Genomic DNA, 22,486 nt, shown 5'->3' with positions numbered 1-22,486 from the left:
TTTACGTGTGTAATAACACCAAATGCACCAAAACCAAAACACCAATCAACATGAGTCTAAATGGCTGAATGGTGAAATTTCTTCCGAGGAATTTCTTCAGAAAGCTCATTTAAATGTTTCAGACTCGCTTTTACTCAAGTCGTTGAGTAAAACTGGTGGTTTTGATGTACCTAGCAATAACACTAAAGCTCAAGCTTGGGCTGAGTTAGAAAAAAAGATTACTGCGAAGAAGTCGAAAAAAGTTGTTCCATTATACAGATCGTATTGGGTGGGCATTGCGGCTTCTTTAATCTTAGCTATAGGTGCGTTTTTCATTTTCAAACAGTCATCAACAAGTACCAATCAAACAATTATAGCAACCTCTCTTGCGGAGGTGCAAACCGTTTACCTGCCCGATAGTTCAATTGTTTATTTGAACGCGGGCTCAAAAATTTCATTCTCGGAAAGGCAATGGCAACAGGAACGAACTCTAGAGTTAAGTGGGGAAGCCTTTTTCGAAGTGAAAAAAGGAAGTGACTTTACTGTTGAAACTCAGCTAGGCAATGTAGCCGTACTGGGCACAAGCTTTAATGTAAAAGAAAGAAATAATATTCTTGAAGTAACCTGTAAAACAGGGGAAGTAAAAGTAACTATTAAGCCTAGCGGCAAATTTGAAATAATTACACCAGGCTCGAAATTAACAGCCAAAGAAGGTCAGATAGAAGAAGTTTTAACTATTCCTCTTTCTTACATTGGTAACTGGAGAATGGGGGATTTCTACTTTGAAAGTATACTACTCAAGAATGTATTTGAAGAGTTAGAAAGACAGTATGATATTAAGTTTGATGTAGATGCAAATGCACTTCAAGACAGAACTTATACAGGCTATTTCAATAATAAAAACTTAAATGAAGCTCTTCAATTGGTTTGTAACCCTATGGGACTTACCTACAAAATTGAAGAAAAGAAAGTGAAGATAATGAGTAGAAACGTTCAGACACCTTAGTGTTTAAACGTTGAATGTTAACATAGTGGCAGTATTAGATGGTTAAGCTATTTGTCACTAAGTTTCTTAGGTTGAGGTTGAGGAACGGGTGGTGCCGTTCCTCTCTTTTTTTACCCTATAAAGTCTAATAACGATTCCAGTCCCATCCCTCTAGACCCTTTTAAAAGAATCGTTCTGCCTGCAATTGTATTGGCCGACAAGTGATTATTCAAATCTGTTTTCGTTTCAAAGTATAATGCTTTAGGGTTTGCTTCTTTAGCCGCTTTCATATGAGGCCCACAAAAAATCACCTCGTCTATTCCCAATTCCGAACTCAACGCACCAATAGCAAAATGCTCTGCTTCGCTAGTTTCACCTAACTCAAGCATGTCACCCAATATGGCCATTTTGTGATTAGCACTCAGTAGATTCAAGTTCTCCAAGGCTGCCTTCATCGAGGTGGGGTTAGCATTATAGGCATCCATGATAATGGTATTACTTCCCTTTTCTAAAATTTGAGACCTATTATTATCTGGCCTGTAAGTGGCCACTGCATTTTTAGCTTTAGCCATATCTACTTTAAAGTATTTCCCCACACAAAGTGCAGTGGCAATATTTTCAAAGTTATAAGCACCACTTAACGTAGTAGTGGTTCGTTCGCCTTCAGCATCTTCGAAAACAATATTCGGTTTGGCCTCGATTAAGTTCAACTCTAAATAATCACCTTTAGCAGGGTAATAAACAGGGGCTTCAATTCTCCGCTCGGCTATGTTAGAAAGGATTTCATTCTGAGAATTCACAAAGATGGTTCCTCCATTTTCAATCAGCCAATGGTACATTTCAGTCTTTCCTCTGATCACCCCTTCAAAACCTCCGAAACCCTCTAAATGCGCCTTACCAATATTGGTAATCAAACCGTGAGTTGGTTCAGCAATTTTGCAAAGTGCAGCAATTTCTCCCACATGGTTTGCACCCATTTCTACAATAGCAATTTCAATATCAGGCCCAATACTCAATAAAGTAAGGGGCACACCTATATGATTATTGAGATTACCAATAGTGGCAGAAACCTTATAGCCAGTAGCTAATACATTCCTTGTAAGCTCTTTAGTAGTTGTTTTTCCGTTAGAGCCAGTAATACCAATCACTGGGATTTTCAACTGCTTTCTATGGTAGTTAGCCAAAGCCTGAAGCGCTTCCAAACCATCGTCAACCAATATACAACGAGGATCATTGCCATATGCTGCGTCATCAATTACCGCAAAGGATGCTCCCAATTCTAGCGCTTGCTCGGCCAATTTATTTGCGTTGAAGTTGGGACCCTTCAGCGCGAAAAAGAGATTGCCATCTTCTATCTTCCGTGTATCGGTGCAGACACCAGTAGAGTCCTTAAATTTTTCGTAAAGCGAAGCAATGTTCATAGGTTTTGAAATCTTTGTCAGTCAAATTGCACGACAAGATAATACAGATTAACGAGCTATGCCGTTCCTACATTAGCAATCGTTGAAATCTTTAACTTTGCTTAACCTTGTTATGAAGTTTCTCTTTTCGGCAATTTTATTATTCCTCAGCTTAAATCTGTTTGCACAGTTTTCATTTCGCTATGAAAACAACATTCCTCTAACCATAAATGGAGAAACATTAAACCGCGCTTGGGAAGGAGGAATCAATTCTGCTCAATTTCAGAAAATGGATTTAGACGGAGATGGAATTGAAGACCTCATTGTTTATCACAGAATGTCGGGCGAGCTAACCACCTATTTGGCCAAGAATAACGAATTTGTTTGGGCTCCAGATTATCAAAAACTCTTCCCTACTGAAATTCATCATTGGCTCATTTTAGCCGATTACAACTGTGATGGCAAAATGGATATTTTCACCTCTGTGCCCCAAGGAATTACCGTTTTCAAAAATATCAGTTCAGGAAGCCTACCAGAGTGGGAACAAGCCGTTGACTTTTTACACTTCGATGCTGGCATCAATATTCAAGTAAATGCTTCCGACATTCCAGGCATTGCCGATGTAGATGGCGATGGTGATTTAGACATTCTCACCTACCGATTTACTACCGCTAGCACTATTGATTACTATAGGAATACAAGTATGGAGATTAACAATAATTGCGATGACCTTACTTTTACGCGCGACACTAGGAAGTGGGGCGACTTTGCGGAATGCGAGTGCAATAATTTCGCTTTTAATAACACCTCATGTAATCTTGGTGGATCAGCCAATACTAGTAATGACATTTTCAGCCCAACCGAATTGGAACATGCAGGAGGAAAAACCATTCTATTATTTGACGCTGATGGAGATGGTGATTTAGACCTAATCACCTCTGACGAATTCTGCCAAACGCTCTATTACATGGAAAATGTTGGCGATGCCCAAAACGCCTTAATGACTTCTTTTAGTAGCTACCCAGCTCCCAATCCCGCTGGCTTTCAAATATTCCCAAATGCTTTTCTTGCAGATATTAATTTTGATGGCAACAAAGATTTACTGATTTCGAGCAATGCAGATGGCAACATTCTGAACACTGTAGATTTTAGCAATACTTCTAAAGCTTACTCAAATTTAGGTACCAATCTTCAACCCAGCTTTACAGGAAACTCAGTGCCATTCTTGCAAAACGAAATGCTCGATTTAGGCGAAAATATTTATCCAGCTTTTGCTGACTATGATGCTGATGGCGATTTTGACCTCTTTATCGGGAACAGAGGCCAGATCACTCAAAATGGTTTTGCGGCTTCTGTTTTCCTATTTGAAAATACGGGTGGAAAGTTTACCCCAGCTTTTGAGTTAACAAACAACGATTTTCTTGGCTTGAAATCTCAGAACTTAAGAAATATTAAAATTCAGTTTGCAGATGCAAATAGAGATGGGCAACTAGACCTAATTTATCAATCAACTACAGCAAGTAGTGAAACTAAACTTCAATACCGACTGAATCAAGGCAATTTCTCTTTTGGCAACCCTCAAGACATTGCAATTTCCGTTGGTGAAAATGACAATGTTCACTTCTATGATATTAACCATAATGGAAATTTAGATTTGCTCCACGCTACTCGATTTGGTGCTGTTAACCTCTACTTGAACAAAGGCAACTTCATTTTTGAAGATGCTATTCAAAACTACGCTGGTATTAGCTCCAATTTTGAAGCCTTAAACCCCAACATACTTATTGCTGACTTAGATAATAGTGGAAATCCAGAGTTAATAAAAACTGACATCTCAGGTCAAATCAGTATTTTTTCTGGCTCGATCAATGCCGATTTTGTTCCAAATTCTATTACCCAAAACATTCTTAAAAACGAATTACTGAATGAGCAAACACCTACCGCCATCAGTGAAATTTCGTGGTTGGCCGCTGCCGATCTTTTTGGTGACGGCAAGCCTACCTTGCTTATTGGAAATAATCGAGGAGGCATGTACGTGCTGAAAAATGAGAGCACGGCTGAAACTGGATCAGAATCGAATGCCATTCAACTCACGCTTTTTCCGAATCCCACAACTAGCAGCTTTTACATTAGAACGGATGCCAATGCCCAGGCAGAAATGTACACGATAAAAGGTGAAATGATTTTCTCTAACCTGCCGATCTCGGCTGGACTTTCAAAAGAAATAAACACAGAACCACTGGCTGCTGGTGTATACATTGTTCGGGTTTCAAACGTAACCAATAAACCGACTGTGCAACGCATTTTAATTCAGAAATGACCTTATTCATTCACCTTCAAATAAAGCCCATTGCCCAAATTCAGTTCAGGAATAACTGGGTGGAAATGATGAAAGCAGAATTTCCTGAAGCGCTGATTTTCGAAGCCGATTCTCACTCCGAACCTTTTGTCATCAGCCAAGGGGTTTCGTTTCTGAAAGAAGCTGAAAAGGTCGTTTTATTCTTAGATTCCGATGAAAACGAGAAGCTTGGTGCTTGTGCTCCCTTGATTGAAAAAGTGCTTCGGGACAAAACCATTACCCCTTTTATTCTGATCCAGGGAGAGCATGCAATGTTTGAGAAAATGGCGAAAATGATGAAGAAGGAGGTCTCAAGCTTTCAGAGCAAGGAAGAATCAACATTCCAAATTCGCGATTTCTTAAATCGCTAAGTTTTCGTCTTTTTGATTTCGAAATCGTCAGCATCTAGGTGTGCGGGGAATTTGGTTCGGAAACTATCCAGCTCTTCTCGGTTTAAGGTCAGTGTAATAATCTCTTCTCTCGGAACTTCGGAACCAGAGAAAGCCAAGGTTTCGCCTTTGGGTGAATAAACACCTGAATGACCGTTGTACTCAATCCCATTGCCATCCGCTCCTACTCGATTGAGTCCAACAGTATAGCTTACGTTTTCAATGGCCCTGGCTTTCAGTAAGGCATCCCAAGCATTGACACGTACGGCTGGCCAATTGGCCACATAAAGGAGTAAATCATATTCCAAGTTTCGGTTTCTGGCCCAAACCGGAAAACGTAAATCGTAACAAACCATCGGGCAAATCTTCCAACCTCTCCATTCTACAATGAGGCGTTCGGTACCAAAATCAAAATGATCGTGCTCATCGGCCATTCGGAATAAATGGCGCTTGTCATATTTCTGCCACTCGCCATTGGGCTGCATCCAGATCAAACGATTGAACACTCCGCCCTCTTCCTTCACCATAAATGAGCCACAAATGACCGCATCAATCTGCAATGCCATTTGCTTCATCCATTTAAAGGTTGTGAAATTCATGGGTTCTGCCAGCTCGGTGTTTTGCATTGAAAAACCCGTCTGGAACATTTCTGGCAGTAACACCAAATCAGTTTTGCCCTTTAGGCTCCAGATTTTCTCTTCGTAGGTAGCCAGATTAGCACCTATTTCGTGCCAGTGGATATCGCTTTGAACAAGGGAAATTCGTAGGTCTTGCATAGGGCTAAGTTAAGGGGAGTTTAGATCAAAGAAACCGATTTTGATTTAAATTTGATTACTCTAAATCGCACAGAGTATTTCAGCCGCTTTGGTCAAGGTTTCTTCGCTTTTCGCAAAGCAGAACCTGAGCATTCGATTGTCTTCTTTGGTATCATAAAATACCGAAATTGGAATGGAGGCAATGCCTTTTTCTTTGGTCAGCCATTCGGCCATTTCTAAATCTGGCTTTTCAGAAATGTTTTTATAACTCAACAGCTGAAAATAAGTACCATTAGACGGCAGCGATTCAAAGCGAGAACCTTTGATCAATTCCAAAAACATATCACGTTTCTGCTGATAAAAAGCGCCAAGGTTATTGTAATGGTCAGCATCTTCCAAGTAATCGGCAATGGCCAATTGACTAGGCGTATGCACCGCAAAAGCCATGTATTGATGTACTTTCCTTACTTCCGCAGTAATCCAATCTGGCGCCACCATATAACCTATCCGCCAGCCTGTAGCATGAAAGGTTTTTCCGAAAGAGAACGTAGCCACCGACCGCTGCCTCAGTTCTTCATGCTTTAAAATTGATTCATGTACTCTGCCGTCAAATACGATATGCTCATAAACCTCATCTGAAAGCACGATGATGTTGGTGTCTCGCGTAATCTCTGCTAAAATTGACAGGTCACTGGCATCAATCATAGCGCCTGTGGGGTTATGCGGAGAGTTGATAATGATCATTCTCGTTTTAGCATTCACCTTCTCCCTTACGGTTTCCCAATCGATAGCAAAATTCGGTTGTTTCAGAGCCACCGGAATTGTGACGCCACCATTCAGGGTAATTATTGGCTCGTAAGCATCGTAGGCTGGATCCATAATAATGACCTCATCGCCCTTGCTTACTAAGGTGGTAATGGTCGCATTAATCGCTTCTATGGCACCAGAAGTCAAAGTGATTTCAGTTTCCACATCCACTTTAGCCTTATATGACTTTTCAATTTTCTCAGCAATTCTTTCTCGCAACTGGGGCATGCCCGTCATGGGTGGATATTGGTTAAAACCTGCCTTCATATAGTGATGAACGCCCTCAATCAATTCGGGCGACACCGGAAAATCAGGAAAACCCTGCGACAGATTCAAAGCATTATAGTCTTTCGCCATTTTAGACATGGTCGCGAAAATAGTAGCACCTACATTGGGCAATTTTGAATTGATATGCATTGAGCTTGGGTCTTGGGTACGTTGAATTTAACGTGTGGAAATTAGGGTTTTATAGGCTGCTAAACAACGGATGTTAGTGTATTGGTCAATAGTCATTAGTCATTGGAGGAATGTTTAGGGTTTAGGGTTTGGAGGTAAAGTAGGCAAATGTCTGTCTCGTCCTTGGTGAAGGGGGTTGGGGGATTGGAAATAGAATCAATTCTCCATTACCTCATTGATCCACGGTAGATATTCGCTTACTCGGGTGTAATATTCGTACACGCCATATACCCCTTCTGGCTTTCCGGTATTGCGACCATCTTGATGGGAACTTACACCCATAATATAAGCCTGATCGCCATCGAACCAAAGGGCAGGGCCTCCACTATCGCCTGGGCCGCTGATGCCTTCTAACGGAAGTACATTCTCTGAATCCGGGGCATCAAAAGTGAAGCGGATATAACTCGGTTTGGTGCCATCAATTAAGTTCTGGGCGGCCCTGAGTTTTCGGTCTTTGATAATGGCTCCGTCTACCATTCCTTTATCGCCTGTGCCAGCCCAACCCGTGCCCGCAAAAATGATTTCTTTGCCTACTTCATCCGACTTTTCATAAAGCATGGCCAATTCCACATTGGGTACATTTTCTTCCAGTTCTATCAGCGCAATATCATGATTTACCGCTCCCCTGAGGTTATAATCAGGGTGAATTATTTTTCTTTTGATGGCGTATTTTATTCCGTTTACGGTGACATCTTCCCCCACCCTTGGGCTTTCCAAAACATGACCTGCGGTAAGAATCCAATTGGGTTGAATAAATGTGCCGCAGCCGGCATTTAACCGCACAGCCGAACCGCCATACTTTGCGCCTAGGGCCACATATTCTGAATCATCTACATCGTGCCGCATCACGATTTCCTTGGGCGAACCCATCAACAATAACCCGATAAAACTAAGTGAAATGAATGCTTTCATACTTTGATATTTTAAACCAAAAGCCAATTTACGTAAGCGCTTTCTTATTTACAACTAATTACTTAGTAGATTAATTTATAGCCTAGCCACTTCAGGATTATATGATACTTAAATTGTAATTCTCTATATTGATTTCCCATAGACAGAAACTTCCGTGTAGCGATCATTATTAGACTGCTATAATGAGGTTTTGGTAAGTTATTGAGGGGTGTATGGGGCACGTGTGTAGCGTATTCATGCCGTTGAGCTTAATTAATAAGAATGATAGAATTATTTAACAAACCCGTATTAGAGTATATTTTTGGAAAGGTAAAGAGGAAGGAATCTAAAATTTCCAAAACGTCTGAGATGCCAAAGTTATATTATGAAGCATTCTCAATTAAAAATTTCAAAGGCCTAAAGACAGTCGAGATTTCATTCAAAAAAAATGATTTACTACTACTACTGGGTCTAAATGAATCCGGGAAAACCACCATTCTTAAAGCAATTGAAACTTTTGATTTTCTTAATGACCCTACCGAAAAATATGCTCCAAAATTCTATTCCACACTTAAAAAAAAGTCCGATGTCAATACTAATACAGCCACAACAATTACAGCGACAATAAACCTTGAGTCCAATTTAGAATTTAGGAATATTTCTAAACTAGGCGGACAAGTCTTGAGTGTTCAAGAAAAAAAAGAACTAGAAAATTTTGTCAACATTATCAACAATGAAAAAAGTGTACAAATCTCAAGGGTGATACCATTCAAGGATGGAAACCCACAGCCTTATTTTTATCAATTCGAGCATAAATCTCCTTTTGCTAAATCAGAACTATCACGAGCATTAGCCTTCGAAATAGTTCATGTATGTCCGTTTGTTATTTATTTTGAAGATTTTAAAGATAGAATTCCTGAAGAAATATTCATTAACGAATTAAGTGATGCGTACGATCCAATATGGTATGATATTATTGACGGATTATTCTATAACACAAACAAAGACTATAGCATTGATTCATTCAAAAAATACTACAGTGCATCTAATCGTAGAGAACAGGATGCAAAAATAGTTTTGAAGCAAGTAAATAAAACTTTAAATAAGGTTTTCACAAGCGGTTGGAAGAAACTTTCTGGGGTAAAAGGTATTGATTCAGCAGAGCTAGATTATAACTCATCAAAGAAGTGCTTTCAACTAAATGTTTTTGACAGTGATGGATCAAGCTTTACCCCTGAAGAAAGAAGTAGAGGGGCAATTTGGTACTTATCGTTCTTGATGAAGACAGAGTTTAGAAGTAAAAAATTAAGAAAATCATCTGGGAAACCAATTTATTTAATAGACGAGCCTGCATCAAACCTTCATTCTACAGCACAGGTGAGTATGATCGGTGATTTCATGAGATTGACAAAAGAGACATCGATAATATATACTACACACAGTCAATATTTGATCTCCCTTGAAAATATTAAAAACACCTATATAATAAAAAAAGGAAGCAACGGCATTGTAAAAGCAACCAAATGGTCAGACTTTTTACAGAATAATCAAACCAAAGAAAGCTATTATCAGCCTATAGCGAACCTATTACAGTTAATCCCAAATTCATTAGACATACCATGGAAAAAGGCAATTCTTACCGAAGGCCCCTCAGATAGGAAGGTGCTTTTAATTATGAGTAAGGTATTAGACGATTTGATTAATGACTACGCAATTTATCCTGGCTCAAGCGCTAACCATTTACGCGAATTAATTGCTTTGAATATTGGATGGAATACTGACTTTAAAGTGTTTTTGGATTCAGATGAAGAAGGAATGACATCTGCGGAAAAATACAGAGAGTACTTTCAATTAGATGAAGAAATTGTAACCATTCCAAAAGAAAATTGCACAATCGAAAAATGCTTTTCAGATCAAGAAAAGCAGAATCTATATAAATTATCTTTTAATCAAAATAAAGAACATGGAAAGATTAGCAAAAAGGAGTTTGAAGCGACATTTTCACTATTGCTAATCAATAATGTTAAACCTAGCAAAATAAAAGAGTGTTTATCTGACAATACAATTAAATTATTTGAAAACATTTTTTCATCATTACTAATTTCATAAATAACGAAATCCTCCCAACTCATCCTACCCTAAGCCTCAAGGATAAGGTTTTTCCGCGCCCAACTCCTCTTCGATTGTATCGGGGAGGATTGATAAGTCGGTTTCTAACCGATAAGACAGGTGCAAGCATTTGGTAACCATGTTAATACAAGCCTTCGCTTTTATTACTCTGCTAATTTCAACGATTAAGCTTCTAAACCTTTCGTAACCTCAAGGAAGGAAAACAGGCAGGGTTGGTTTGTAGAGCATGGTGATTATTTGGTTTATACCCAACCTGTTTTCACGAAAAGGCTACTAAGAACCAATAATGAAATAAGCTTTTCTATATTAGCCAGCGCGTTGGTGATAATCGTTGAAATGCAGAAGGAATCAATTTACAACCCCGAATTCGTAAGTAAGCTTTTTGACTCTATGTCTTCGACATACGGACTAACCAACTACATATCGTCTTTTGGGTTTACAGAACGCTGGAGAAAAGCTTGTATCAATAAAATTAAACCTACAGGAAAGCCTGTGGTTATTTATGACTTAATGAGTGGAATGGGAGAGTTATGGCCTTCAATAAAACATTCTAAGCTCAATGTTCATGAAATAAATGCTGTTGATATCTCTCCAAACATGAACAGCATTGCCTGTAAGAATAAAAAGAGTGTCAGTGCCCAAATAAACATTCTAGAGCAGGATATTCTTAAAAATGACATTGAGTCAAACTCGGCTGATCATGTTGTTTCATCATTTGGTCTGAAAACATTTAATACAAAGCAACTCACTGAACTTGCTCATGAATTGAATAAAATTCTGAAGCCTGAAGGATCGTATTCTTTTGTTGAAATCTCTGTTCCTAATAATAGCTTTCTTAAATTCTTCTATATGTTTTATTTGACGAAGATTATTCCAGTTGTAGGCTATCTATTTCAAGGAAACTCGCAAGACTACAAAATGCTGGGCACCTACACTTCAAAGTTCGGTAACTCAAAAAATTTTCATTCAATGTTGCTTAACGAAGGACTAGAAAGCCACTACGAAGAACTGTTTTTCGGATGCGGATCAATAACTTGGGGTAAAAAGAAAAAGAACTAATCCTCCCACCCCTGTTGGTGTTCTTCACCAACAGGCCTCTGACAATGATAAATAAGTACACGCACTATGAAAAACAATTTAACACTTACACTAAACAAGGAAGTAATAGAGCAGGCCAAGAAGCACGCTGCCAATAAAGGTGAAAGTCTGTCTGAAATGGTGGAGAATTATTTTAAATACATCATCCATTCAAAAGTCGAATATGAAGAGGGGCAATTGTCTCCACGTGTCAAAAAACTACGAGGTGTTTTAAAAGTAGACTCGGATTTCAATTACAAGGATGTTTTGAACGAAGCTAGAGGTACTAAGCATGGCCTCTAAATATTCTACCTTTATGGGTGAGAAGAGGCCATTTTAAGCCGCATCAGCTTGTTGGAAAAACTCCAACAAGGGCGAAATGGCACTAAAGCCACCAACAAAAAAGGAGCTAGATTCCTCTAACTCCTTTTATTCTAATCCATCTAAATTCAAATCTATTTTCTTTTGCCTGGCTTGTAGGTTTCTGCAGCGCGGGCTTCTACATCTTCTTTGTAGTAGGCTACATCTTTAAACTCGGCATCGGCATATCGCTGGGCTTGGTCGTAGAAATGCGGAGAGGCTGGATCGCCACTTTGGCCACCTGCCAATATGCTCTTGGCTTTTACTTTGTCGCCAAACTCTACCACGGCCACAAAGCTATTGCCCGAAGAGCCATAAATACGATTCGTACCAGCCTTTTTACTCGCGCCATAAGAGGCCAAAGCTCCCCATCGGGCGGAAGCCATACCTATGGCAATACTTTCTTTGTTGTCATCGTACTTCAAGTCGATGTCGCCACTCAAACGCTGGAACCTATTGATTTCGCCCCAAGGTGTATTCCACGTTCCGAAATCATCTTCCAACTCTTTTATAGAAGCTTCAAAAATCTCAAGTCTTTCAGAAAAAGGAGAACCTGTTCCGTAATAATCCACACGCTCATTTCCACTTAAACGTTCTGGGTTTTTGCCCATTCTGCTGTAAAGCGAACCATAGTAATACGCCATAGACATGGCTACTGATTCTTTCGAGGTTTTCATGTCCCAAGCACGAAGCACATCAATGGCAGGCTTAAGGTCTGTGTTCTTTTTGCTGCTTTTGTCATAGGCCTCTACCAAACCCGGAATCAATTTTTCAAAGGCAGGTAAATAAGGATCATAAGCCAATTCGATTAAGCCGTCTAAGGTTAAATCTTTCGCTTCTTTCAACACTTTTACTGCGTGCACACCTCTGAAATTCTCCTCGTCTGGTGCCATATACACTGGGTAATCTTCCTTTTTAGGGCTGAACTCTAGTGCGGCAGTAAAAGGTGTAGAATTACAATTCTGAATCCAACCGTTAGCAGGATTGAAAATTGTAATTACCTCGTCAACAGTATGTTTCCCTTGCCAGTCGGTGGCCGGGTTACTTCCGTCTACCGGTTTAGAATAATCAAATTGAGGGTCTCTTTTTGGAATGAAGTTGCCGTGATAATAAGCAATGTTTCCATCGGCATCGGCATAGACCGTATTGTTAGATGAGTTGGTTCTGATGTCCATCATTTTTCTGAACTCATCATTGGTTTTAAGTTTGGTGCGGGTATAACTCTGTGTAAGTGCGTTCACAGGGTCCCAATTGATTTTAGTCACTACCCATTTGTCGTCTAGCTTATGGGTAACTGGCCCATGATGGGTACGATACATCGGGAAGGTTCTTTCTTTCATTTCGTTACCCTCTTTATATTTCAAGGTAACTTCCGAAACCTGTACATCTCGCATTTCTTCACCGTATTTGTACTTTAGTTTTCCGTCTACTTCAGAAACCTCTTCTACAAATTCATCAATAAAATCAACGGCAGTGGAAGTGTGCATCCAACCCATTCTGTCATTGAAACCTTGGTACACAAAAAACTGTCCCCAGGTTACTGCGCCATAAGCATTCAAGCCTTCTTCGCTCACTACATGTACTTCGGGACGGAAGTAAAAAGAAGTATGCGGATTGATCAATAGCATGGCATCGCCCGAAGCGGTATGTTCGCCAGCAATCGCAAAACCGTTCGATCCTTTTGGTTCTTCATAAGGATCGGGATGTGTAAGGCCATCGCCAAATTCGGTAAGTGCCAAAGACTGGTCATTTTCGTAAAACGATTTCACTCTGCGGGTAGAAATACTTTCGATATCGCCACCAATGGAGCCTTCGCTAAAGAACATCGGAAACCACGATTCGAAACGCGTAAGCACTTTAGGCTGCACTTCTGGGTGGGTATGTAAGTAATAATTAATTCCGTCAGCATAAGCATCGCAAAGCTCTTGAAGCCATTTTGGAGAAGCGTCATAAGCCGCTTTAGCCTCTTCCACTGTCATGTATAGTCTGGCGCGCAGATCGCTGTACAAAGCGTCTTCACCTTCCATTTCGGCCAAACGACCTGTGGCCCAAACGTAGTTACGTTCTACACGTGCAAAATCATCTTCGCACTGGGCGTAAAGCAAGCCAAAAACCGCATCGGCATCGGTTTTACCGTAAATGTGCGGCACGCCAAAATCATCACGAATAATGGTTACGTTTTCTGCCTGTGCCTCCCACTGGCTTACTTCATCGGTAGCCTTGGGCTGACAGGAATAAAGGATTGAAATGAATAATAGAAAAAGGAGTTTCTTCATGGTTGTAGGGTTTTTCGAAAGATGAAATATGATACGGAAATGTGCAAACTGATTTTTGTGGATGGACAGTAAATAAAATCGGGCCTCCTTTTCACAAAAGAGACCCGATGTTAATCAGTTAAGCACGCCTTTCTACTTAACCTATTTTTTGTCTACCAAGTAGTTCACAACGGCCAGTAATTCTGGAAGGCTTTTTACACTACCCATATTCACTAAGTATTTTCCATTTACCACTAGGGCTGGCACGCTACCAATACCTTTGGCTTCCCACTCTTTGGCCATTTTCTTGGCTCTGGCTTCTAAGGTTTTATCTGCAAAGTATTTATCTACTTCAGCCTTGCTCACGCCCTTTTCTTCAAACATCTTTTTCACGGTGCTCATGTCGTCAACCGCTCTCATTTTAACATGAATCTGATCGAAAAAGTACTGAAGTAATTCTGCGCCCTTGGCACCCATATTCTCCATAATTACAAATGCTTGCACAATTCCTGCTTGCATTGCTGGGTTATCGCGCGGGATGTAATCTACATGAGACTTTTCGAATTTTGTACCCATTTTCAAGCCTGTCTTAAGCTGTGGCATCATAGGTTCAAACTGAAAACAGTGACCACAATACATAGAGAAAAACTCGGTTACTGTTGGGGCAGCGGTAGCGGTTTTAGACACCACCGTATAATGTACATTTTCCTGATACTGACCAAAAGCCGATCCTGCTCCTACAGCCAACAATAATGCTATTAATAATCCTTTCATGATTTTTTCTTATGGAGCCGAAACTACAAAGTTTAGTGGGTTAGAAAAAGGTTTTTTACATAGATAATGCCTTTTACATTTTTGCTCTCAACCAATTCTATAATAGAAAAACCCTCCAAAAGTTGATATACCTAAATCAGCCATTCCCTGATTAATTTAATGACAAAAAGCTTTTGGAGGGTTCCAGTGAAATCATCTACTAATCATTATTGTTGCCAATAATAGCCGCTACTCCTATTCGCACACCAAAGTCTTTGGCTTTCCAACCTTGAAACGATTGAATAAACTCAACCCTCAATACCCTAAAGATATTATCAATGGTGTAACCCAATTCGGTGTAATTATCAGAAGTTGGTGTGGCTAAATAGTTCACAAACAAGTTCTCTTTCAGCCCACTTAACCTGAGCATTGGCAACTGCGTAAACACAAATTTTCTAAATCTGATGTGCGTAAAAATAGAGGCGTATTCAGTAGAGGTGCTGTATTTGTAATAGTCGAGCAGTCGGTACCCTCCTGTAACACTCATGGGACTAAAAGGAAGCCGGTTACCTTGGAAATGCTTAAAATCAGTGAAGAGCACATTAGAAGTATTGAAGAATTTACCAGTTTCTCCTTCAATGTCAATCTTTGCCCTTACGCCTAAATCAAAAGTAGTTTTCAAACCAAATTCCAATTGATCGAACTGTGTGTTGCTTCCTAAAACATCATTGAATGCTTTTTTGTAGGAAAGCCTAAACGTTGGTGAAGAGTTCTCTAAAGGAATCAATCGTCCATTGTATTTTCTGAATTTCAACCAAGGTTTTACAGTAAATGCGAAACTGGATATTAAGGCTTTACTGTCTACAAAACCGCCCACAAAGGTTTCATTATTGGCGGGCTGATTGGTTTTATACTCTCGGTTTTCTACATCAATAATGCTGTAATCGGTGGTATTGAAAAGCTCACTTCTGCTGGCCCATTCTAGCTTAGCACCTACGGTATAGCGGAAACGGAAACGCTTGGCAAAACTGACATTCGCGTAAGTTTTTTCGTAGTACTTGGCAAAGTTCTTTTCGGCCAAAAGGCTATAGAGTGAATTGCTAAAATCATCAATCGCAGTAGGGTTAAATTGCTCAATGTAATTTCCACCTTGCACCCTGAAAGTACCACGCTGTTCATTTTTACCTATTCCAAAAACGCTTTCTACCTTACCATAGAGCTGCTCTCCAGAAAAACCATAGCGTACAAAAGGCGAAATTCTTAAACGGGTTGTGGTATCTTGTCGCCATGAAAATGTACCTGTGAAATCTAGGTTCAATCCCTCCACGGTATTAAAGCGAAGTCTTGGTACAAAACCCGCAAAATCAAACCTCAATCGATCGCCCAATTTGTAATAGCTGCCAAATAAGATGTCCTTAGCTTGAAATTTTTCTCCATTTTTCAAACGTAAAGTATCTGCTTCAGCTTTGGCCTTTTCTGCGTAGTAAGTGCTGTCTTCGCGCTCATAACCTACAATTTCCTTTTTTGTCAAGGGCACGGGTCTTCTGGTTACCCAATAAACTGAATCCTTTTTGGTGGCTAAGGAATCGATATTGAAATAGTAATCAGAAACTACATCTACCTCACCCGCTTCTTTGCGCTCTTCCTTATCATATTCCTTCATCAGTTTTTTAAACTGCTTGCGCGAAACTTCTTGATCTTCTTTGAATACCTGATTTACGCCCTCTTCTACATTACCCGATTTAATGGCTTTGATTTCTTCTGGAGCAGCCTCAATTTTCTCATCGATAAGAATTACCGAAGGGTCTAAATCTTCATTTTCGGTTACGGTATAATCACTGACCGAAGCCAAGTAATTATAACTTCCGGCCAAGCCAAAAATGGAGCCCGAAAATTCAAACTTCTGCGTAACGGGCATCCAGATTTCGCCTTTTATGGGCGCAAAAATCTGCTCGATTCTAATTTGAAAGCCCATTAAGCTGGTGGTTAAATCTAAGGAATGAATGTTCCAGAAATCTTCTCTGATGTAAATTACTCCTTCGAACAAGTCATCGCCTTTGGAGCGTGGGGTTACTCTAATTTTGTTGATTTCATAGCCTCTTTCTCTAAAGCTGCCTTCATATTTAAACTTGTAATAAGAGAAGGCACGTGGGCTCAAAGGAGAAACTGCATTTACCACATCTGGTAAATAAAAACTGCTGTTGATGTAGGCATTGGGGTTGGCGTTATCGCTTTCTTGACCGGTTGTTCTTACTGATATTACCTTTTCCTTAAATGTATTCGGCCTTTCAAAATAGATTTCACTTACCGATTCGGACGTGTACACTTGCGAAGTATCAATTCCTTCTTTCTCAAAAGTTTTTCTCAAAAGCCAAGGCACTTTGGTAATTTGGCCTGTTCCTTTCATATACACCTCTGCTGAATAACTGTCGTTTTGCAACAAGTGATATTCCGCTTTGGCAATGGCCTTGCGCATAATCGTATACGAAGGATCTTCCGCTTTGGCTTCTACCGTAACAGAAGCCAAATTGATAACCTGCGGTTTCATGACAATATTCACTGTTTCGAAACCAGAACCGACCTTTATATTCTTGATTACGGTAGCATAGCCCATAAACTGATAAGTAACTTGATAATTTCCAGCGGGGAGTCGGTATTCATAGAAGCCGTCAAGGTTTGATGAGGTACCTGAACCAACTTCTTTCACATAAATGGAGGCAAAGGGAAGTGCTTCTCCATTATCGTCTTTAATAGTTCCCTTGATTCCCTGCGCCAATGAAGAAAATGAAAATAGCAGCAAGAAGGCTATAAAAAATTGTTGTTTTAACATGGTTTGAGTTTTGTGTTGACCTACAAATAAAGTACCTCTTTTTCTTAGGCACGTTATCTACTTTGTTAATAGACGTGAAGAAAAGCCAATTAGTCGCCTCAGCTTGAAAATAAATTCAGCCAAGTGGATAAGAACTATTGATAGAATTTCTTGAAACGAATATAATCGGCTACGTTTTCTGGAAGAAGGTATTGAACTGAATGTTCATTACGAATGGCATCGCGAATAAATGTGGCTGAAATATCTAACATTGGCGATTCCACATACTTAATGTTTTTGTGAGCTACTTTGATTTTAGAACGGTCAACTTGCGGACGTGGGTAAACATAAAGTCCGTAATTATCTAAAATAGCTGCGTAGTTTTTCCACTTGTGAAAATGCACCAAATTGTCTTCACCAATAATCAACACAAACTCGTGTTCGGGGTGTTTATCAGAAAGATAAGCCAAGGTGTCGGCTGTATAGCTAGGTTTGGGCATGTGGAATTCTACATCGGAGGCCCTGAATTTAAAATTCTCAGAAACAGCCAGCTCTACCATCTTCAATCGGTCGAATTCGTGAAGTAGTGTTTTTGAGCTTTTGAAAGGGTTTTGCGGGCTTACAACAAACCACACCTGACCGAGATCAGTTTGATCGGCCATAACATCGGCTATTACCAAATGACCGATATGAATGGGGTTGAATGAACCAAAAAATAGACCGATGCGCAAAATTCTATTTGTTTAGAAAGTCTGAAACTAAAACCTCAGCGTTAGCACAAGATTCTTCTAAGTTTTCATTGACCAAAGTAACATCAAATTTGTTTTCGAAAGTCATTTCAAATTCAGCTCTATAAAAACGCTGCGACAGACTTTCTGCAGATTCTGTACCTCTACCTGTTAACCTTTTTTTAAGTTCTTCCATAGAAGGCACCTTTACAAAAACAGCCAAGGCATCATCGCCAAAATATTGCTTAAGTTTTAAGGCTCCTTTCACCTCTACATCAAAAACCACATGACGGCCTTCGGCCCAAATGCGTTCTACTTCTGATTTTAAAGTGCCATAATAGTTGCCTGTATATACTTCTTCCCATTCCACAAAGGCATCGTCTTCTATGTTCTGACGAAACTCTTCTTTGCTCAGAAAGTAATAATCTTTTCCATTTTCTTCGGAACGACCTCTTTTATCGCGTGTGCTGGCGGATATTGAAAACCCAAGGTTCGGGTTTACTGAAAGTAGGTGCTTAACAATGGTAGTCTTGCCTGAACCTGAGGGTGCAGTAAAAATAAATGCTTTTCCTTTACCCATATTATAGGCCTATGCTCTTTTTAATGGTATTGGCTAAGTCTTCGGGAATCTCTTGTTTGTGCTCACAAAGCTTTTGCTTTATGGTTTCTTGCACGCATTTTTCCCTTTCGTAGTTACCGTTTGATTTTACACAGGTTCTGATTTTCTGTTCAAAGATAGCCCGCGACTCTTCGTCTGCTTCGTTATCTAACACTAGCTGAATAATCTCTGAAAATCTCTTTTCATCAATCAAGTTGCCCTTGTCGCAATAACATTCTTTGAAACTACTTTTGAACCAGTCTGAGAACTCACTCATGGTTTTTATTTTTATTTGTTATACCCCATCTCTTTTGCATATGAAGAAAGTTTTTCTTTCATCATGTTCCTCGCTCTATGTAATCTAGAACGAACGGTACCAATTGGAATGTCCAATATTTTGGACATCTCTTCATATGTAAATCCCTCTAAATCACTTAAAATAATCACCGTTCTGAAATCTACTGGAATGCTGTTCATTGCCAGCGTAATTTCATCACCAATCATGTGTTGAACTGTCTCAACTCTTAGGTCAGTCGTGATACTCTCGTCAATATCATCAGAATTGTAATACGACTCAACTTCATTATAATCAACCTTAGCAGGCTGCTTGCTTTTTTTACGAAACTCGTTAATAAAGCTGTTTTTCAAAATGCGGAACAACCATGCTTTGGCATTAGTTCCTTGCTCAAATGAATTGATAAACCTAAATGCCTTTAAATAAGTGTCTTGCACTAAATCTTTGGCATCATCTTCATCGAATGTAAGTCGATACGCAAAATTGTACATGGAATTAACATGTGGCATGAATTCCTGATCAAAAACACGAGCGGCTTCTTTCTCGCTGTATTTCTGCCTTTGCGTCCCCTGATTTTCTTTGTTCACAGCTTCTTCAGACATGGTGCAAAAATAGCAAATATTAATTGCGGTATCCTAAAATTGGAGTGCAATAAGAACTTACACAAGCTCAAAAACAGTAGATGTAAATACAATACAGATTTAAAACAACACCACTTCCTTTTCAAAACCTTCAATCACTCCCAAGCCAAAAAGTGCGAAATCGTATTTCACGGGGTCGTGCGGGTCAAGCGTTTTAAGGTTTTCGGTAAGCTCAATGGCGGTTCGCCAATCGGTTTGTTTTCTAGTGATTAGCCCTAATTTTCTAGCGATTCGATCTACATGGACATCGCAGGGGCATACTAGCTGGCTTGGTGAAATATTCTTCCATATACCAAAATCAACACCTTTGTCATCTTGTCGGACCATCCACCTTAAGTACATATTCAGCCTTTTGCAGGCCGATTTTCTGGCAGGTGTTGCAATGTGCTTTCTTGTACGTTCAGGAGCATCGGGCAGTGAAAAAAAGGAGTCGTGAAACTGAATTAGGCTATTCGCCATATCAGCATCTCCTGATTTTATTCCTGCTAAAAAAGCTTGTTCTAGCGAATCATGCTGTGTGTAAAAATTTTTAAAGAAAGCAATAAAATAAAGTGTGTCGGTAGTGTTGAAAGTACGGTGTTTGAAGTTCAGTAACCGTTTTAAATCAGACTCCTTATGATTCATAATAAAATCATGCGGAGCATTGTCCATCAAACCAAATAGCTCATTGCATTTATTAATAATGGTAACACGTTGCCCCCAAGCCAATATCGAAGCCCAAAACCCCGTGATTTCTATATCTTCCTTTTTCGAAAACTGGTGAGGAATTACAATCGGGTCGTTTTCAATAAAATTAGGCTGATTGAATTGCTCTACTTTAGCGTCTAGAAAATCTTTGAGTTTATCCGAAATCAAGTGAGTATTGGGTCTGGTGGTCTAAATCTACTTCTTTATCACTTCCAACTTCCCTATTTGGCTTTCTTTCACGGTCACGTTTCCTTTTTGGTTCATGCCTTCTTTCACCTTCAAACTCCCTACTTGAATATATAATTCCGTTGGGTCGTCTCCTTCTAAAAGGTTGATCGTTTTCACAGTAGCATCTTCTTCAGAAATAAAATTTACTTTTTGGCCTATAATGTTAACCGTAGAAGTTTCGCAGGGCACAATCCCAATCGCTTCGCCACCTTCCTTATCGGACCAAATATTCGGGTCGGACCAATCTCCTGATTTAATAGCCCAAAGTTCTTTTTTACAAGTAGAGTTAAAAGGAAGAACCGTCAACTTTGCTTTTGCAGAAGTCGAATTTCCTGCCATATCGGATACGAAAACACTAACTTCATTTTCGCCTAAATTGGCCGAGGTAAACTCTCTCGGTTCAATCCATATTTCTCCAATTTGGGCATTGTCTTTCGTGCAGCCTTCTCGTTTGAAAAACGTTTCAAAAAATATGTTTTCGTTGCTCCCATCTGGTTCAAAGCCACCTAATTGACTCCTCTTCATTATTAGTGCATCGTTGCAAAGCTTTACTAATGCTCTTGCATCGCCCACCTCTAAACGACCATTTTTATTCAAATACATTTTACCCGGCTGACTTACTACTACAGGACTTATTGTATCCATTACAGTAATGGTAACTTTTGCTGTGGCCATGTTATCTCTATCATCTCTAACAATGTAATTGACCTCATTTTCACCAATATCATTGTAATCAAAAACCGATTTGCTCAGCGAACTCTCAAAACCAGCGCAACCGGCAAAAGAACCATTCTCCAACAGGTTTGCATCCACTTTTGCCAATCCATCTGTTCCTAAATTAACAGTGAGGTTTTTGCCTTTTGCTACGGGAGCTGTAAGGTCAACTACTGTAATAATCACTTTTGTTGTTGCTTCATTTCCGCCTTTATCCACCACTCTGGCGATCACCTCGTTTTCACCTAGGTCATCACAGGTAAATATCCTTTTGCTCAATTCAAAAGATACTATTCCGCAATTATCCTTAGCACATGGAGGGTCTTGAAAAAACAAAGATGCCCCAGCTCCAGGAGCTGGATCTGGACTCGGGATAGACCCAATTTTCCCACATCGCCAAAGAATTACATTTTTTGGATCAACTTCAATATATTTTCCATTGGTAATATTTGCCCTAAAGTTTCTTGCGGCAATGGTAGGGGGAATATTATCCACTACTTTCACTAGTGTAGTTCCGTAATAAGTTATTCCATTGGCTCCAATTCCCTTTATGGTTACATAATTTTCTCCTAAATCATCACAATCAAATGTAGATTTAGTCAGCTCTTTAGAACAACCCGGGCCAGCACAAGGCCAATAACACTCTTCATTCATTAAATCATCTGTCGTAACTTTTCCATTACCATTTTGATCTAATGCTACTACAAAAGGCTGAGTGCATTTGGTCAACAGATAGTTCTGAAATTTTAGAGTGAATTTATCCAGAGGCTTCCCTTCAAGGGGATTATCAACAACAATAAAATACTCTTCGCCCTCTCTGAGTCCAGAATACATAAGTTGTTCAGAAGTTACTTGGTAGCCAAAAGCCGAGCTGGCCAATTCTTCATCCTTTGAGTTAACTAGTGCCAATTGAATATAAGATTCCTGTCCTTCAACAGTAATAATAATCTTATCTGAAGCTGGCGCTTTAAACTTAAACCAAACACTTCTACCAGCCCTGCTACCCCATTTACTATAATAGGTTCCATCACCAGAGGCTGCATGGGTTGTAAACTGCCCTTCTTTAGAAAAGAAATTCCCGTTAGGGCCTAAAGGAAGCTGAAAAGCGCTCTGGCGGGTGTCATTAGATGGAATTTGAAAAGCCAGTACCGGACTTTTCAGAATAAGAAAAGCCAAAAAGATAAATACCGATTTGGCACTAAACTTCATGG

The 22,486-nt window shown here is 39.7% G+C and carries 19 protein-coding genes; 6 read left to right on the top strand and 13 right to left on the bottom strand.

Features of this window, described 5'->3' with window-relative positions:
* Positions 1–22: 22 nt before the first annotated feature.
* Complete coding sequence (locus AAC026_RS16680; protein WP_339700419.1) at positions 23–985, top strand: FecR domain-containing protein; 963 nt, start codon at positions 23–25, stop codon at positions 983–985.
* Positions 986–1,095: 110 nt separating this feature from the next.
* Here the strand turns inward: AAC026_RS16680 and murF are convergent, their stop codons facing one another.
* On the bottom strand, positions 1,096–2,385 hold the full coding sequence (gene murF, locus AAC026_RS16675; RefSeq protein ID WP_339700416.1) for a UDP-N-acetylmuramoyl-tripeptide--D-alanyl-D-alanine ligase: 1,290 nt from the start codon (positions 2,383–2,385) through the stop codon (positions 1,096–1,098).
* Between the two features lie 112 nt (positions 2,386–2,497).
* On the opposite strand from murF, the gene AAC026_RS16670 reads away from it, so the two are divergent.
* Positions 2,498–4,684: an FG-GAP-like repeat-containing protein gene (locus AAC026_RS16670; protein ID WP_339700413.1), complete on the top strand. Its 2,187-nt coding sequence runs from the start codon at positions 2,498–2,500 to the stop codon at positions 4,682–4,684.
* A complete protein-coding gene (locus AAC026_RS16665) occupies positions 4,681–5,073 on the top strand; it encodes a hypothetical protein (RefSeq protein ID WP_339700410.1) in 393 nt (130 codons plus the stop codon). Before AAC026_RS16670 ends, AAC026_RS16665 begins: the two co-directional genes overlap by 4 nt.
* Here AAC026_RS16665 and AAC026_RS16660 read toward each other — a convergent pair.
* The 3 genes from AAC026_RS16660 to AAC026_RS16650 all read right to left on the bottom strand — a co-directional run bounded on the left by AAC026_RS16660 (position 5,070) and on the right by AAC026_RS16650 (position 8,021).
* Complete coding sequence (locus AAC026_RS16660) at positions 5,070–5,867, bottom strand: amidohydrolase (protein ID WP_339700407.1); 798 nt, start codon at positions 5,865–5,867, stop codon at positions 5,070–5,072. The two genes, AAC026_RS16665 and AAC026_RS16660, sit on opposite strands and share 4 nt — an antisense overlap.
* 60 nt (positions 5,868–5,927) lie before the next feature.
* Positions 5,928–7,070 carry a methionine aminotransferase gene (locus AAC026_RS16655; protein WP_339700404.1) on the bottom strand — a complete coding sequence of 381 codons (1,143 nt, stop codon included), beginning with the start codon at positions 7,068–7,070 and terminating at the stop codon, positions 5,928–5,930.
* Between the two features lie 195 nt (positions 7,071–7,265).
* Positions 7,266–8,021 (bottom strand): trypsin-like serine protease, encoded by a 756-nt coding sequence (locus AAC026_RS16650; RefSeq protein ID WP_339700401.1) that lies wholly within the window; start codon positions 8,019–8,021, stop codon positions 7,266–7,268.
* A gap of 261 nt (positions 8,022–8,282) precedes the next feature.
* Here AAC026_RS16650 and AAC026_RS16645 point away from each other — a divergent pair, with 261 nt between their 5' ends.
* From AAC026_RS16645 to AAC026_RS16635, 3 genes are all read left to right on the top strand, one after another.
* The gene (locus tag AAC026_RS16645) at positions 8,283–10,109 is read left to right on the top strand and encodes an AAA family ATPase (RefSeq protein WP_339700398.1); all 1,827 of its coding nucleotides are present in this window, start codon (positions 8,283–8,285) and stop codon (positions 10,107–10,109) included.
* A gap of 357 nt (positions 10,110–10,466) precedes the next feature.
* Positions 10,467–11,189: a class I SAM-dependent methyltransferase gene (locus tag AAC026_RS16640; RefSeq protein ID WP_339700395.1), complete on the top strand. Its 723-nt coding sequence runs from the start codon at positions 10,467–10,469 to the stop codon at positions 11,187–11,189.
* A gap of 66 nt (positions 11,190–11,255) precedes the next feature.
* Positions 11,256–11,510: a DUF6364 family protein gene (locus AAC026_RS16635; RefSeq protein WP_339700392.1), complete on the top strand. Its 255-nt coding sequence runs from the start codon at positions 11,256–11,258 to the stop codon at positions 11,508–11,510.
* 152 nt (positions 11,511–11,662) lie between these two features.
* On the opposite strand, the gene AAC026_RS16630 is transcribed toward AAC026_RS16635, so the two are convergent.
* The 9 genes from AAC026_RS16630 to AAC026_RS16590 form a co-directional block, all read right to left on the bottom strand.
* Positions 11,663–13,843, bottom strand: a complete 2,181-nt coding sequence (locus tag AAC026_RS16630) for an acylase (RefSeq protein WP_339700390.1) — start codon at positions 13,841–13,843, stop codon at positions 11,663–11,665.
* A gap of 141 nt (positions 13,844–13,984) precedes the next feature.
* Complete coding sequence (locus AAC026_RS16625) at positions 13,985–14,596, bottom strand: thiol:disulfide interchange protein DsbA/DsbL (RefSeq protein WP_339700387.1); 612 nt, start codon at positions 14,594–14,596, stop codon at positions 13,985–13,987.
* Positions 14,597–14,795: 199 nt separating this feature from the next.
* Positions 14,796–17,405 (bottom strand): DUF5686 and carboxypeptidase regulatory-like domain-containing protein, encoded by a 2,610-nt coding sequence (locus tag AAC026_RS16620; RefSeq protein WP_339700384.1) that lies wholly within the window; start codon positions 17,403–17,405, stop codon positions 14,796–14,798.
* A 134-nt stretch (positions 17,406–17,539) separates the two neighbouring features.
* A complete protein-coding gene (gene nadD / locus AAC026_RS16615) occupies positions 17,540–18,115 on the bottom strand; it encodes a nicotinate (nicotinamide) nucleotide adenylyltransferase (protein WP_339700381.1) in 576 nt (191 codons plus the stop codon).
* A gap of 4 nt (positions 18,116–18,119) precedes the next feature.
* The gene (gmk, locus tag AAC026_RS16610) at positions 18,120–18,692 is read right to left on the bottom strand and encodes a guanylate kinase (protein ID WP_339700378.1); all 573 of its coding nucleotides are present in this window, start codon (positions 18,690–18,692) and stop codon (positions 18,120–18,122) included.
* 1 nt (position 18,693) lies between these two features.
* Positions 18,694–18,987: a hypothetical protein gene (locus AAC026_RS16605; RefSeq protein ID WP_339605934.1), complete on the bottom strand. Its 294-nt coding sequence runs from the start codon at positions 18,985–18,987 to the stop codon at positions 18,694–18,696.
* A gap of 11 nt (positions 18,988–18,998) precedes the next feature.
* The gene (locus AAC026_RS16600) at positions 18,999–19,607 is read right to left on the bottom strand and encodes a sigma-70 family RNA polymerase sigma factor (RefSeq protein ID WP_339605935.1); all 609 of its coding nucleotides are present in this window, start codon (positions 19,605–19,607) and stop codon (positions 18,999–19,001) included.
* A 99-nt stretch (positions 19,608–19,706) separates the two neighbouring features.
* Positions 19,707–20,498, bottom strand: coding sequence for a TIGR02757 family protein (locus tag AAC026_RS16595; protein ID WP_339700472.1), 792 nt, complete (start codon positions 20,496–20,498; stop codon positions 19,707–19,709).
* A gap of 30 nt (positions 20,499–20,528) precedes the next feature.
* Positions 20,529–22,484 (bottom strand): hypothetical protein, encoded by a 1,956-nt coding sequence (locus AAC026_RS16590; RefSeq protein WP_339700375.1) that lies wholly within the window; start codon positions 22,482–22,484, stop codon positions 20,529–20,531.
* Positions 22,485–22,486: the final 2 nt, after the last annotated feature.

It is taken from the genome of uncultured Roseivirga sp., from assembly GCF_963973945.1.
GTDB lineage: Bacteria > Bacteroidota > Bacteroidia > Cytophagales > Cyclobacteriaceae > Roseivirga.
Note: the sequence above shows the minus strand (reverse complement) of the source record. Positions and strands in the feature narration are given on the sequence as shown.

What these genes read in the sequence shown, in the direction of transcription:
- AAC026_RS16600 (WP_339605935.1), bottom strand. Translation starts at nt 19,607, where the DNA reads ATGTCTGAAGAAGCTGTGAACAAAGAAAATCAGGGGACGCAAAGGCAG.
- AAC026_RS16670 (WP_339700413.1), top strand. Translation starts at nt 2,498, where the DNA reads ATGAAGTTTCTCTTTTCGGCAATTTTATTATTCCTCAGCTTAAATCTG.
- gmk (WP_339700378.1), bottom strand. Translation starts at nt 18,692, where the DNA reads ATGGGTAAAGGAAAAGCATTTATTTTTACTGCACCCTCAGGTTCAGGC.
- AAC026_RS16590 (WP_339700375.1), bottom strand. Translation starts at nt 22,484, where the DNA reads ATGAAGTTTAGTGCCAAATCGGTATTTATCTTTTTGGCTTTTCTTATT.
- murF (WP_339700416.1), bottom strand. Translation starts at nt 2,385, where the DNA reads ATGAACATTGCTTCGCTTTACGAAAAATTTAAGGACTCTACTGGTGTC.
- AAC026_RS16620 (WP_339700384.1), bottom strand. Translation starts at nt 17,405, where the DNA reads ATGTTAAAACAACAATTTTTTATAGCCTTCTTGCTGCTATTTTCATTT.
- AAC026_RS16640 (WP_339700395.1), top strand. Translation starts at nt 10,467, where the DNA reads ATGCAGAAGGAATCAATTTACAACCCCGAATTCGTAAGTAAGCTTTTT.
- AAC026_RS16680 (WP_339700419.1), top strand. Translation starts at nt 23, where the DNA reads ATGCACCAAAACCAAAACACCAATCAACATGAGTCTAAATGGCTGAAT.
- AAC026_RS16645 (WP_339700398.1), top strand. Translation starts at nt 8,283, where the DNA reads ATGATAGAATTATTTAACAAACCCGTATTAGAGTATATTTTTGGAAAG.
- AAC026_RS16625 (WP_339700387.1), bottom strand. Translation starts at nt 14,596, where the DNA reads ATGAAAGGATTATTAATAGCATTATTGTTGGCTGTAGGAGCAGGATCG.
- AAC026_RS16655 (WP_339700404.1), bottom strand. Translation starts at nt 7,070, where the DNA reads ATGCATATCAATTCAAAATTGCCCAATGTAGGTGCTACTATTTTCGCG.
- AAC026_RS16605 (WP_339605934.1), bottom strand. Translation starts at nt 18,987, where the DNA reads ATGAGTGAGTTCTCAGACTGGTTCAAAAGTAGTTTCAAAGAATGTTAT.
- AAC026_RS16635 (WP_339700392.1), top strand. Translation starts at nt 11,256, where the DNA reads ATGAAAAACAATTTAACACTTACACTAAACAAGGAAGTAATAGAGCAG.
- AAC026_RS16665 (WP_339700410.1), top strand. Translation starts at nt 4,681, where the DNA reads ATGACCTTATTCATTCACCTTCAAATAAAGCCCATTGCCCAAATTCAG.
- AAC026_RS16660 (WP_339700407.1), bottom strand. Translation starts at nt 5,867, where the DNA reads ATGCAAGACCTACGAATTTCCCTTGTTCAAAGCGATATCCACTGGCAC.
- AAC026_RS16650 (WP_339700401.1), bottom strand. Translation starts at nt 8,021, where the DNA reads ATGAAAGCATTCATTTCACTTAGTTTTATCGGGTTATTGTTGATGGGT.
- AAC026_RS16630 (WP_339700390.1), bottom strand. Translation starts at nt 13,843, where the DNA reads ATGAAGAAACTCCTTTTTCTATTATTCATTTCAATCCTTTATTCCTGT.